Source organism: Rhodococcus sp. NPDC003322 (assembly GCF_053589555.1).
Genome location: NZ_JBSFSC010000012.1, coordinates 1 through 15,036, shown reverse-complemented (window position 1 = coordinate 15,036; position 15,036 = coordinate 1). Strand labels below are relative to the sequence as shown.

Annotated in this window: 1 protein-coding gene and 1 pseudogene; both read right to left on the bottom strand. The window is 69.1% G+C overall.

Annotated features, from left to right (window positions below):
• The coding region (locus ACWDUM_RS28125) for an amino acid adenylation domain-containing protein (protein WP_450136522.1) at nucleotides 1-6,782 on the bottom strand (6,782 nt) is incomplete at its 3' end.
• 104 nt (nucleotides 6,783-6,886) lie between these two features.
• Nucleotides 6,887-15,001 (bottom strand): annotated as a pseudogene (locus ACWDUM_RS28120) (amino acid adenylation domain-containing protein); the annotation flags it as partial.
• Between the last annotated feature and the right edge of the window lie 35 nt (nucleotides 15,002-15,036).

Genomic DNA, 15,036 nt, shown 5'->3' with positions numbered 1-15,036 from the left:
GCGAACTCCCCGTACGTCAACGACTCACCCTCGAACGACACCGCCACCGCATCCGGCGACGTCGCCGCCTGCTTCTCGAACAACGACACCAACGTGCCCTCGGGCAGCCCGACGGCAGTCTCGTTCCACGTGTCGACCACCAGATCGCGCTCGACGGCACCGAGCACCTCGATGTCGCCGACCGGCCGCTGCGCGTCCGCCACCACGGCTTCGAGAACCCGCACGAACCGCTGCGCGATCTCCTCGACCGTGGACCGTTCGAACAGGTCCGTGGCATAGCGCAGTCCGGCGGCCATCCCCTCGGTGTCGGCACCTTCGGTGATCGCCAGCGCCAGGTCGAACTGCGTTGTCGCGTAGTCGTAATCGAACGCCGACAGCGTCACGTCCGGCAGTTCGAAGGTGGTCTGTGTGCGGTGGTCGAAGGTCAGCGACACCTGGAAGAGCGGTGAGTGCGACTGCGAACGAACAGGATTGAGGATCTCGACGAGCCGCTCGAACGGCACGTCGGACCGGCCGAAGCCGGCGAGGTCGTTCTCGCGGACTCTGCCGAGCAGTTCCGCGAAGCTCTCCGCGGGCTCGACGACCGTCCGCAGTACCAGGGTGTTGACGAACATGCCCACCAGGTCGTCGAGCGCGGCCTCGCCACGCCCGGCAACAGGGGTACCGACGGCGATGTCGGTGGTGTTCGACAGCCGAGCCAGCAGCACGCTGAACGCCGCCTGCACGACCATGAACGGCGACGCACGGTGGGCCCGGGCGAGCGCCTCGATGCCCGCCGTCAGGTCCGGGGAGATGTCGAAGCGGACGAGGTCACCGCGGCCGGAGGCGACGGTCGGTCGGGACCGGTCGGTCGGCAGGTCGAGTTTGTCCGGCAGGCCCGACAGGGTGTGGGTCCAGTAGCGGATCTGTTCGGCCACGGTCGATTCCGCGTCGCCCTCGGAGCCGAGCAGTTCACGCTGCCACAGCGTGTAGTCCGCGTACTGCACGGGCAGGGGCGCCCAGGCGGGCGCCTGGCCGAGGGTCCGCGCGGTGTAGGCGACCATGACGTCCCGCGCCAGCAGACCCATCGACACACCGTCCGCGCTGATGTGGTGAACGGCCATCACCAGCACGTACTCGTCGGTCCCCGTACGGAGCAGCCGCCCGCGAACAGGGGGCGCGACGGTGACGTCGAATCCCTCGGCGAGGATTCCGAGCGCGTGCGTGCGCAGCGCCGCCTCGTCCACGTCGACGGGTGTCAGGTCGAGCTCCGCCTGCCCGGCGGGCAGGACCACCTGGACCGGCCCGTCGCCGTCCTCGGGGTACACGGTCCGCAGCGACTCGTGCCGGTCCAGGACGTCCCGGACGGCGGATTCGAGCGCGTCGGTGTCCAGCGTTCCGGTCAGCCGGACGGCGAGAGGAATGTTGTAGGCCGCGGACTCGGCGTCGAAGCGGTTGAGGAACCACATCCGTTGCTGGGCGAGCGAGAGCGGCACCCGATCGGGTCGGGGCCGAGTGGTCAGCGGCAGTCGGGCACCAGCTCCCGTCTGCGAACTCAACCGGGCGGCGAGCGCGGCAACGGTGGACGCCTCGAACAGATCCCGAACGGGGACCCGGGTGTCGAGCGCGGCCGAGAGCCGGGCCGCGAGCTGGGTCGCGACCAGCGAGTTGCCGCCGAGCTCGAAGAAGTCGTCGTCCAGGCCGATCTGTTCGAGACCGAGCACCTCCCCGAACGCCGCGGCGACGGCCTGTTCGACGGGCGACGTCGGAGCCCGGAACTCCTTCGCCTCGAACGTCGGATCGGGCAGGGCCTTGCGGTCGAGCTTGCCGGAGGAGTTCAGCGGGAACTCGTCCAGCACGACCAACGCGGAGGGAATCATGTACGACGGCAGCCGATCGCCCAGACCCGAGCGAACCTGCGCGACGTCGATCTCCGCCCCGGCGGACGGCACCACGTAGCCGACCAGCTGGTCTCCGGTCGCCGTGGTGACGACCAGGGCGACGGACTGGTTCACCGAGGGATCCGCGAGCAGCGCCGTCTCGATCTCACCGAGCTCGATCCGCTGGCCGCGGAACTTGACCTGGAAGTCCGTGCGCCCGATGTAGTTCAGCTCACCGGACGCGCTCCAGGTGACGAGGTCACCGGTCCGGTACATCCGCTCACCGGACGGCGAGAAGGGGTTGGCCACGAACCGGTCCGAGGTCAGGTCCACCCTGCCGAAGTACCCCCGAGCCAGCTGCGCGCCCGCCAGGTACAGCTCGCCGGGAACCCCCGCCGGCACCGCGTGCAGGCGCGAATCGAGAACGTACATCTGCGAGTTCCACTGCGGACGGCCGATCGACACCGCACCGCCCGGGGACGTGTCCGTCACGTCGGCGTAGGTGATCGACACGGCCGCCTCGGTCGGCCCGTACAGGTTCTGCACCCGCGCCGACGACACCGCAGCGAATGCCCGCACCGTCTCCGCCGGCAATGCCTCACCGATCACGAACACGTCGCGCAACGACACCAGGGATTCCGCGGGTGCGTACTCGGCGAACACCGTCAGCATCGAGGGGACGAAGTCGGTGAGGGTCACACCGTGACGGGCGACCGAGTCCGCCACGTACACCGGGTCGCGGTGCCCGTCGTGGGTCGCGACGACGAGGGTCGCACCGACCCGCAACGGCAGGAAGTACCCCCACAGCGACACGTCGAACGTCGTCGCGGTCTTCTGCAGGTAGATGTCGGTCGCGGTGAAGGAGTACTCGTGCTCCATCCAGCGCATCTGGTTGACGATTGCGCCGTGCGGGACCGCGACGCCCTTGGGCTTGCCGGTCGATCCGGACGTGAAGATCACGTACGCAGGGTGACCCGGCCGCAGTGCGGCGACGCGATCCGCATCCGAGATCGGCGTATCCGAGAACGCCGAGGCGTCCACCGTGTCGATGCAGAGGACAGACCTGTCCCCTGCGGCGTCGAAGTCGTCTCGTTCGGTGGTCAGCACGCACACCGGGTTCGCGGTGTCGAGGATGTGGCCGATCCGCTCCGCGGGATGGTCCGGATCGATCGGGACGTATGCGCCACCGGCTTCGAGCACGGCGTACATGCCCACCACCAGGTCGATCGACCGCCGAACAGCCAGGGCCACCAACGACTCCGGTCCCACGCCGGAGTCGATCAGCTTGCGGGCCAACCGATTCACCCGTGACTGGAACCGACCGTAGGTGAGCGACTCGCCCTCGAACACCACCGCGGTCGCATCCGGCGTCGCCGCCGCCTGTGCCCGGAACGCGTCCAGCAGCAGCTCACCGGTGGGCAGCGCTTGCGCCGAGTCGTTCCATCGGTCCAGCACCCGCACCCGCTCGGCGCCGTCGAAGAGGTCGATGTCGCCGACTGCGACCGTCGGGTCGGCGGTCACGGCGGAGAGGACGCGGACGAACCGGCGTCCGAAATCCGAGACGGTCGGCTCGTCGAACAGGTCGGTGGCGTAGGTGACGAGGACGGTCAGTCCCTCGGCGTCGGCGGTCGGATCGCTCGACTCGAGCACCGTCAGCTGCAGATCGAACTTCGCCACACCGGGATCGAAATCGACTGCGCTGACGGTGAGTTCGGGCAGCACGATCTCGGACTGGGCGAGGTTCTGGAAGAACAGGGCAACCTGGAACAGCGGGTGCCGGCCCTGCGATCGGGCCGGGTTCAGGACCTCGACCAGACGCTCGAACGGCACGTCGGCGTGCGCGAACGCAGCCAGGTCTGCACCCCGCACCTGGGACAACAGATCGGCGAACGACTGTGCCGAGTCGACCTCCGTACGCAACACCAGGGTGTTGACGAACATGCCGATCACATCGTCCAGAGCGGCCGCACCCCGTCCGGCGACAGGGGTACCGACGGCGACGTCCGTGGTGTTCGACAACCTCGCCAGCAGGACGGCGAGCGCCGCGTGCACCACCATGAACGGCGTCGTGCCCTGCGTCTGCGCGAGGGCCTCGATCGACCGCTGCAGATCGCCGTCGAGCACGAACCGGTGGTTGGCGCCGCGGTTCGACGCGACCGCCGGGCGCGGGCGGTCGGCGGGCAGGTCGAGTTGCTCCGGCAGCCCCGCCAGTGTCTGCTTCCAGTAGCCGAGCTGCGCGGCAACCAGCGATTCCGGGTCGTCCTCCGAACCCAGGTACGCGCGCTGCCACACACTGAAGTCCGCGTACTGGACCTCGAGCGGCGCCCAGTCGGGGGCCGCACCGCCCGTCCGGGCGATGTACGCGGTGACCACGTCCCGGACCAGCGGCCCCATCGAGAACCCGTCGGCAGCGATGTGATGCACGACGAGCACGAGCACGTGATCGGACTCACCGGTGGTCAGCAGCGCCGCCCGCAACGGAACCTCGCCGGTGACGTCGAAGCCGGCGCTCGCCAACTCGACGACGCGAGCGACGAGTTCGGACTCGTCGACCCGGGTGGGCACGAGGTCCGGAACGGCCTGAGCCGCGGGCAGGACCACCTGCACGGGACCGTCCTCGGAGTCGGGGTAGATCGTGCGCAGCACCTCGTGCCTGCCCACGACGTCCGCGACCGCCGCCCGCATGGCGTCCTCGTCGACGCGACCGGTGAGACGAACCGCCATCGGAATGTTGTTGACGCCGGACGCGGTGTCGAATCGGTTGAGGAACCACATCCGGGACTGCGCCAGCGACAACGGGATTCGGTCGGGGCGCTCGAGAGCTCCGAGTCGTGGCCCGGTCGCGGCCGCGGCCGCGCCGTCGATGACGACCGCCAGTTCGGCAACTGTCGGCGCATCGAAGAACGCGCGGACGTCGATCCGGACGTCGAAGTCGGCGTTGAACCTCGCGATCGCGCGGGTCGCGATCAGCGAGTTGCCACCGAGTTCGAAGAAGTCGTCGTCGATGCCGATCCGGTCGAGACCGAGCATTTCGGCGAACAGCGCCGCCAGCGACTCCTCGGTGGTCGTGCTCGGGGCGCGGTACTCGCGCGCAAGGGACGAGAAGTCCGGGGCCGGAAGCGCTTTCCGGTCGAGCTTGCCGCTCGCGTTGACGGGAAAGGCGTCGAGGACGACGAACAGGGACGGCACCATGTAGTCGGGCAGTCGCTGCTTGAGGTCGGCACCGAGCTCCCGGTGATCGGGCGAAGAACCCGCTTCGGCGACCAGGTACGCGACGAGATGGTCGCCGACAGTCGGATCGTTGTGCACGACCACCACGGACTGCGCGACCTCGCTGCGCGCGAGGAGGGCCGACTCGATCTCGCCGAGCTCGATGCGCAGACCGCGCAGCTTGACCTGGAAGTCGATGCGCCCCAGGTAGTCCAATGCGCCGGCGGCGTTCCACCGGACGAGGTCTCCGGTGCGGTACATGCGCGCGCCGACCGCACCGTACGGGTTCGCGACGAACCGGTCCGCGGTCAGTTCGGGCCGGCGGACGTAACCGCGGGCGAGCTGGACGCCCGCGAGGTACAGCTCGCCGGGAACGCCCGGCGGCACCGGACGCAGCCCGTCGTCGAGGACCAGCACCTCGGTCTCGGCGATGGCGTAGCCGATCGGCATCGTCGCCCCGTCCGCCTCGCTCGTCTCGTGACGGGTGACGTCGACGGCAGCCTCGGTGGGCCCGTACATGTTGTGCAACGGCACATCGAAGATGCCGCGGAAGCGCACCGCGGTCTCGGGTGGCAGCGCCTCACCGGACGAGAAGACAAGTCGCAACGACCCGACCCCGTGAGCTGCGGGTTCGGCGAGGAACATCGACAGCATCGACGGGACGAACTGGGCGACGGTGATGCCTCGATCGACCATGGTCCGCGCGAGGTAGACCGGGTCGCGGTGTCCGTCGTGAGTCGAGATGACCAGCTTCGCACCCGCCGCCAGTGGCCAGAACAGTTCCCACAGCGAGACGTCGAAGGTGAACGGCGTCTTTTGCAAGAAGACGTCGTCGCCGGTGATGCGGTACTGGGCGGTGCGCCACAGCATGTTGCTCACGACCGAGCGATGACTGACCGCAACGCCCTTCGGTCGCCCGGTCGAACCGGAGGTGAAGATCGCATAGGCGGCGTTGTCGGGCGACAGCGCCAGGATGCGGTCCGAGTCCGTGACCGTGGCGGCGGAGTAGCCGGTCACGTCGAGGGTGTCGATCTCGTACACCGTTGCGTTCGCGGGCAGCGGCACCGCATCGCGCGCGGTGGTGAGCACGGCCGCGGGCTGCGCCACCTCGAGAACGTACGCGATGCGGTCCGCGGGATGGTCGGGGTCGAGCGGCACGTAGGCGCCGCCCGCCTTCACGATGGCGTACATACCGATCAGGAGATCGAAGGAACGCCGGATCGCCAGCCCGACCATCGACTCGGGGCCGACTCCGGACTCGATCAGCTTGCGGGCCAATGCATTCGCGCGCGAGTCGAATTCCGCATAGGTCATCTCGGCACCCTCGAATTCGAGGGCGACCGCATCCGGAGTCCGCGCGACTTGTTCGTCGAAGAGCGATGCGAGGGTGCGTGGCGCGGTGGCGACGACGCCGACTGCCTGGGCCACGTCCGAGAACAGGCCGTCGAGCACGGCCGCGAGCCCGCTGTCCTCGCCTTCGTCGAGGCCGGGCAGCAGGGTCGAGAGCACGACGGGAATCAGGGCGTCGGGTCCGAGCGCGCCACCCATCGCCGTGTCCAGGCTTTCCAGCTCCGCGTGCAACGTCTGGTAACTGACGTTGGAGTCCGCGTGAGCGATCGCCAGGCGATCGGGATCGGTCCTGACAACCTCTGCGATCAACCGCGGCAAGTCTTCGACTGCGAGAAAGTGCTCCCGCGGCTCAACACCCGACATCTAGCCAAAACCTCCCGTAAAACCACTGCTAACCGGCATTCGACGCCGGCGACGCGCATGCCGACGACTCCGGGTTCCCCGGCGCCGTCCGGTGAACTATAGGGTCACGACCCGCTGTCGAACTGCGCTTTCTGAACAATTGACCGAGACGAACTGATCAGTGATTCAATCGCCCTGGCGTGGCCCTCGGGACCGAGCTTGGGCAGGATGCCCGGCAACAGACCCGACAACGAAACCGTGACCAATGCCTCGGGTTTGAGCGTCGCTCCCATGGTCTTGGTGACGGACGCCAGTTTCGTTCCGAGCTGCCCGTACGTGACCTCCTTGCCGTCGTGGCTGAGCGCGATCTCGTCAGGTGCCACAGCCGCCGCGGCGGACAACAGGTCCGGCAGATCCCGCACGGTCAGCGCCGGCTGCGGCGCGAGCCGCGAGCGTTCCTCGTCCGTGAGGATGTCGATGCTCCGCAGCACGACGTCCGGGTCGTTCGCCACCGTCTCCAGGATCCGGACGAACCGACCGGCGAACAGGCGGACCGTCTCGGGGAGGAACAGATCGGTCGCGTACAGGAACTGCAGGCCGAGGCCGACGATCTGACCGAGATCGTCGAACCGCTCCGTACCGGTGAGCTGCAGGTCGAACTTGGCCTGCTCGAAGCCGCTGTCCATCAGCGAAACCTCGAGCCCCGGAAGCCGAAGCGACGTCGTGGCCATGTTCTGGAAGGCGAACAACACCTGGAACAGCGGCGAGTACGCGGTGGACCGTTCCCGGCCGACCGCGTCGACGACGCGCTCGAACGGCACGTCCGCGTTACCGAAAGCGGTCAGGTCGGTGGTCCGGGTCTGCTCGAGCAGTTCGGAGAACGTCATCCCCGACCCGACCTCGGTGCGCAGTACCACGGTGTTGACGAACATGCCGACGAGGTCGTCGAGGACCTGCTCACCGCGTCCCGCGACCGGTGTGCCGATCGCGATGTCCGTCGAGCCCGACAGCTTCGCGAGCAGTACCGCGAATGCGCTGTGCACGACCATGAACACTGTCGAGTTCTGTTCACGGGCAACCTTGGCCAGCTTCGCGGCCAGGTCGGTGTCGACGTCGAAGTCGAACGACGCACCGCGCATCGACTGCCGTGCCGGCCGCCTCTGGTCGGTGGGCAGTTCGATCTGCTCCGGGAGCCCGTCGAGCTGATCGCGCCAGTAGTCGATCTGCCGTGTCAGCAGGCTCTCGGGGTCGTCCTCCGCGCCCAGGACCCGACGTTGCCACAGGGCGTAGTCGGCGTACTGCACGGAGAGCGGCGCCCAGTCCGGCTCCCGCCGATCCACGCGCGCGGCGTAGGCCACCATGACGTCCCGGGTCAGCGGGCCCATCGAGAAGCCGTCGGCGCTGATGTGGTGCACCATCACGACGAACACGTGCTCGGTGGGGCTGAGTTCGAACAGCCGTGCCCGCACCGGCAGGTCGACCGTGACGTCGAAGCCCCCGGACACCATCTCCACGACCTGACCGGGCAACGACTGCTCGGTGGCGGCGACACGTTCGAGCGCCGGCGTCGACTCGGCCGGCGAGAGCACCACCTGCACCGGGCCGTCGGGCCCGTCCGGGTACACCGTGCGCAACACCTCGTGCCTGCGGAGCACATCACCGAGGGCCGCCTCCAGGGCCTGCACGTCGAGCAGGCCGGACAGCCGGATGGCCACCGGAATGTTGTAGGCAGCCGAGTCCGGCATCATCCGGTTGACCACCCACATCCGCTGCTGCGCGAGCGACAGCGGCAGTTCTTCCGGACGATCCCCCGCGACCAGCGGGGCGCGACCACCGGAACCGGCGCTGGCGCTCACTCTTTCGGCGAGTTCGGCGACGGTCGGCGCCTCGAACAACCAGAGCACCGGAACCTGGGTGTCCAGTGCCGCTCCCAACCGCGCGGTGACCTGAGTCGCGATCAGCGAGTTCCCGCCGAGCGCGAAGAAGTCGTCGTCGAGACCGACCCGCTCGACGCCGAGTACGTCGGCGTACACCTCGGCCACCAGCCGTTCCGCGTCGGTGGCCGGCTCCCGGAACTCGACAGCCTCGAATTCCGGCGCAGGCAACGCCTTCCGATCGATCTTGCCGTTCACGTTCAGCGGTAGCGCGTCGAGCACGACGATCGCCGCCGGCACCATGTAGCTGGGCAGTGCCCGGGCAGCCGACGCCTTCAGCTCGACCGCGTCGACCTGCGCTCCCGTCGCGGGCACCACGTACGCCACGAGCCGGTCACCGGCCCGCTCGTCGGAGTGCGCGGCGACCACGGCCGCAGCGACGGTGGGATCGTTGGCCAGCGCCGACTCGATCTCCCCGAGCTCGATCCGGAAGCCGCGTACCTTGACCTGGAAGTCACGTCGTTCGAGGTACTCCAGTTCGCCGTCCGGACGCCAGGTGACCAGGTCTCCGGTGCGGTACATCCGCTCACCCGGCGCACCGAACGGATTGGCCACGAAGCGATCCGCGGTCAGGTCCGGGCGGCCGTGATAGCCGCGCGCGAGCTGGGTGCCCGCCAGGTACAGCTCGCCGGAGACCCCGACGGGAACGGGGTGCAGACGCGCGTCGAGCACGTACACACGTGTGTTCCATTCGGGACCGCCGATCGGCACCGAGGTGACGTCGGCGTCGCTGACCTCGTGCGCCGTGACCGACACCGCCGCCTCGGTCGGCCCGTACAGGTTGAACAGTCCTGCGGAGTTTGCCGACCGGAACGCCTGCGCTGTGGAGGCGGGCAGCGCCTCGCCGATCGCCAGCACCCGGCGCAGCGAATCCGACAGCGCCGCACCGGAGGCCGCTGCCGAGAGCATCGTCACCGTCGACGGCACCGCGTGAAGGGTCGTCACGTGCTGGTCCCGCAGCAGCCCGAGCAGGTAGTCGGGATCGCGCTGACCGCCCGCGTCGGCGATGACCATCCGGCCACCGGACACGAGCGGCGACCAGAACTCCCACACCGACAGATCGAATGTCGCGGCAGTCTTGAGCAACACCGAATCCGAAGCTCCGAGACCGAAAGCGTCGGTCTTCCACGTCAACTGGTTCACGATCGCGCGGTGGCTGACGGCAACACCCTTGGGCTTGCCCGTCGACCCGGAGGTGAAGATGACGTAGGCCGGGTTCTCCGGACGCAGCGGCCGCACCCGCTCGGCGTCCTGCACCGCCTCCGTCGAGTAGCCGTCGAGGTCTGCCCCGTCCAGCAAGAGGACGGGTGTGTCCCCGGCACCGTCGAAACCGTCCCGCGCTGTGGACAACACGCAGACCGGTGATGCGGAGTCGAGGATGTGACCGGTCCGCTCGGCCGGCTGGTCGGGATCCACCGGCACGTAGGCGCCACCGGCCTGGACCACCGCGTACATGCCGACGACCAGGTCGACGGACCGGCGCATGGCGAGGGCGACGAGGGACTCGGGACCGACCCCCCGGTCGATCAGCGCGCGGGCGACACGATTGACCCGGGAGTCGAACTCCCCATAGGTCAGCTCGGTCCCCGCGTGCCACAGAGCCGGCGCGTCCCGAGTCGCGTCGGCCTGCGCCCGGAAGAGGTCTGCGAGGGTCCGGTCCTCGACCTCGGCCGCAGTCGCGTTCCGGTCCGACACCACCTCGGCGCGTTCGGCGTCGTCGAGGACGTCGATGTCGCCGACCGCGGTGTCCGGCCGCGTCACCCCGGTCTCGAGGATACGGACGAACCGCTGCGCGAACCGCTCGACCGTCGACTGGTCGAACAGATCCGTCGCGAAGTGGAACATGGCTTCCACGCCGGCAGGCGCGCCGTCGGCGTCGAACTGCTCGATGAGGAACAACTGCAGGTCGAACTGGGTGATGCCGTTGTCCACGTCGAGCGCGGACACCGTGAGGCCCGGGAGTTCGAGACTCGTCTGCGCGATGTTCTGGAACGAGAATCCGACCTGGAAGAGCGGGTGACGAGCAGTGGACCGGGTCGGGTTGAGAACTTCGACGAGACGTTCGAACGGCACGTCTGCGTTCGCGAACGCACCCAGATCCGCTTCCTTGACCGTGGCGAGCAGGTCCGAGAAGGAACGTCCGCCGTCGACCGCGGTACGCAGCACGAGGGTGTTGACGAACATCCCGATCAGCCCGTCCATCGCTGCGTCGCCGCGACCGGCGGTGGGCGTGCCGACCGAGATGTCGTCCGTGCCGGTCAACCTGGCCAACAGCACCGCCAACGCGGTGTGCGTGGCCATGAAGACGGTCACGCCCTCGCGACGGGCGAACTCGGCCACCGCACGGTGCAGCCGCCCGTCGATCTCGAAGGCGACCCGTCCGCCGCGGCTCGTGCGGACGGCCGGACGGGGTCGGTCACTCGGCAGGTCGATCTGGTCGGGGATCCCGGCCAGGTTCCGGCGCCAGTAGTCGAGCTGCTGCCCGGCGACGGACTGCGGATCGTCCTCGTTCCCGAGGACCCGACGCTGCCAGATGGCGTAGTCGGCGTACTGCACCTGCAGCTCCGACCAGCCCGGGGCACGCCCGGCGGTCCGGGCTCCGTAGGCGGTCATGACATCGCCGACGAACGGAGCGACCGACGACCCGTCGGCGGCGACGTGGTGCACCACTGCGGCGAGGACGTACTCGAGCTCCGACAGCTGGAACAGCGTGAGCCGCAAGGGGATCTCGGAGGTCACGTCGAACCGGGTGGTTGCCAGTTCGTAGAGCCGCTGCGGCAGTTCGTCGGCCGTGACCCGCACCCTGTCGAGGGTGGGGATCGCGTCCTGCGGGGCAGCGATCGACTGCACCGGACCGTCCTCGGTCTCCGGGTAGTGGGTGCGCAGCGACTCGTGCCGCGCGGCCACATCTGCCAGCGCGATCTCGAGCGCCGTCGCGTCCAGCGCACCGGTCAGGCGGATGGCCATCGGAATGTTGTAGGCCACCGACTCCGGATCGAACCGGTTCAGGAACCACATGCGCTGCTGGGCCAGCGAGAGCGGGATCCGGTCCGGCCGGTCCTGGGCGACGAGCGCCGGTCGCGCACCGCTTCCCGCGATGCGCTCGACCGCGCCCGACAGGTCGGCGACCCCGGACGCCTCGAACAACGTCCGCACCGGAACAGTCGCGTCGAGTACCGCGCCGAGCCGCGCGACCACCTGGGTCGCGATCAGTGAGTTGCCGCCCAGTTCGAAGAAGTCGTCATCCAAGCCGACTCGATCCACACCGAGGACGTCGGCGAACACACCCGCGACCGCCACCTCCGTCGCACTCGCCGGGGCGCGGTACGGGCGCGCCTCGAACACCGGCTCCGGCAACGCCTTCCGGTCCAGTTTGCCGACCGGCGTCAACGGGATCCCGTCGAGCAGCATCACCGATGCGGGCACCATGTGCGCCGGGAGCACCTCGGCCAACGCCGCCTTCACGACCGCCGGTTCCAACACCACGCCCGCGGACGGAAGCACGTACGACACCAACGCCGCCGCACCCGCACCCGCGTGACCGACGGTGACCGCGAACTCCACGCCGGGCTGCGCCGCGAGTGCCGCGTCGATCTCGCCGAGCTCGATGCGGAAGCCACGCACCTTCACCTGGAAGTCACTGCGCCCCAGGTAGTCCAACTCGCCGTCCGCTGTCCATCGAACCAGGTCACCGGTGCGGTACATCCGGCCACCGGACACGAACGGATCGGCGACGAACCGATCGGCCGTCAGTTCCGGCCGTCCGCGATAGCCGCGCGCCAACGCCGGCCCCGCCAGATACAGCTCGCCGACCACTCCCGCCGGCACCGGCCCCAGCCTGCCGTCGAGCACCATCGCCCGCACCCCGCACACGGGCTCGCCCAGGGTGACCGGCTGCCCGGGCACCAGCGGGTCGGTGCTCGTGACGACGATCGTCGCCTCCGTCGGGCCGTAGGCGTTGACGAACTCGTGATCACCGGCCCACCGCGCCACCAACTCCGGTGGGCACGCATCTCCACCGACCCCGACGAAACGCACGTCCGGCAGATCCGCCGGATCCACCGACGACAGCGCGGCCGGCGTCATCAGGACATGGGTCACCCGTTCGCGGCGCAGCAGTTCCGCCAACTCGGGACCACCGAACACCGTCGGCGGCGAGATCACCAGCGTCGCGCCGGAAGTGGCCGCGAGCAGCATCTCGTTGACCGAGATGTCGAAGCTCGGCGACCCGATGTGCAGCGTCCGGTCACCCTCGAGTGCGCGGTAGTCCGAACGCTGGTACGCGACGAAGTTCGCCAGACCTGTGTGGGTGACGACGACGCCCTTCGGCAAACCGGTCGATCCGGACGTGTAGATGATGTACGCCGGATTCTCTAGCCGCAGCGGACGAAGGCGCTCCGCGTCGACCACCGGCGCCGGCGACATTGCGGCGCAACTGGTTTCGACCTCGACGGAATCGAGGACCAGCCACGGGACCGCCGAAGGAAGACGGTCGGCGAACTCGGCCGTCGTGACACCGAGCACCGTCCCGCTGTCGGTCACCATGTGCGTCACCCGATCGGCGGGATAGTTCGGATCCACCGGCACGAACGCGGCGCCCGACTTCGCCACCGCCCACACCGCGAGGACCGATTCCACCGAACGCGTGATTGCGATCGTGACCGCGGACTCGGGACCCGCACCCGCATCGATCAGCACCCGGGCCAGACGCGACGACCGCTCGTCCAGCTCCCGATAGGTCACGTCCCGACCCGAGGCGGACAATGCGACCGCCGACGGACGCACCGCGACCGCACCGGTGAGCAACCCGGCGAGGGACTCGGGCGCAACCGCATCGCTGCCCGCCCGCACCGCCCCGGCGCGCTCGGCGGCATCGAGAACGTCGATGTCACCGACTGCAACCTCCGGCGCCGACACGGCCTCGGTCAGCACTCGCACCAACCTGTCGGCCATGCCCGCCACGGTCGCCTCGTCGAAGAGGTCGGTCGCGTAGACCATTTCGGCGGACAAGCCGTCCGGCCGACCGCTCTCGTCGGCGCGTTCGGTGACCGTGACCTGAAGATCGACCTTCGCGACTCGCGCGTCGAAGTCGACTGCCGAGACCTCGAGCCCCGGAAGCACCAGCCGGGCCGGCGCGAAGTTCTGGAAGGCGAGGGCGACCTGGAACAGCGGGTGCCGGGACTGCGAGCGCGCCGGGTTGAGCACCTCGACGAGCCGCTCGAACGGCACCTCGGCGTGCGCGAACGCTGCGACGTCCACCGCCCGGCTCTGTTCCAGCGCCTCGGCAAAACTCATCCCCGAGTCGACCCGGGTCCGCAAGACCAGTGTCCCGACGAACATGCCCACGAGGTCGTCGAGCGCGGCCTCGCCGCGGCCCGCGACCGGGGCCCCGATCGCGATGTCCTCGGTGCCGGACAGCCTGGACAGCAACACCGCCAGCGCCGTGTGCACCACCATGAACAGCGTCGTGCCCCGCTCCCGGGCCAATTCGTCGAGTGCCCGGTGAAGCTCGGCGTCGACAGTGAAGACATGTGTCGCACCTCGATACGACGCCACCGGCGGCCGCGGCCGGTCGGTCGGCAGGTCCAGCTGTTCCGGCAATCCGGCCAGCTGCTCGGACCAGTAGCCCAACTGGGTGGAGATCACCGACTCGGAGTCGTCCTCGGATCCCAGGACCTCGCGCTGCCAGAGTGCGTAGTCGGCGTACTGCACCGGCAGCGGCGCCCACCCCGGCTCGTGCCCGGCGGTCCGGGCGGCATACGCGGCCATCACGTCCCGCACCAGCGGCCCCATCGAGAAGCCGTCGGCGGCGATGTGGTGGACCACGAACACGAACACGAACTCGGTGTCACCGAGCTGGAGGAGACGGACACGCATCGGCACCTGGGCCGCCACGTCGAATCCTTCCGCCGCTTCCCGGACGAGCGCAGCCACCATCTCCTCCTCGGAGGAGGAGATGGGCGTCAGGTCGTGTGCGACCCGGCCGGCAGGCATGATCACCTGTTCCGGACCGTCCTCGGAGTTCGGGTACGAGGTCCGCAGGACCTCGTGGCGGTCGAAGAGGTCCGTCACGGCCTCGCCGAACGCATCGATGTCCAGCGCGCCCGACAGTCGCACGGCCATGGCGATGTTGTTCGCCCCGGATGCGGTGTCGAACTGGTTGAGGAACCACATCCGGGACTGTGCCGCGGACAGTGGGAGCCGACCGGGGCGCGGGCCCGCCACCAGCGGAGTCCGCCCGCCCGAACCGGCGAGAGCGCCGACTCGTGCCGCGAGCGCCCCCACCGACGACGCCTCGAACAACACCCGAACCGGCACCACCGTGTCGAACGCAGCCCCCA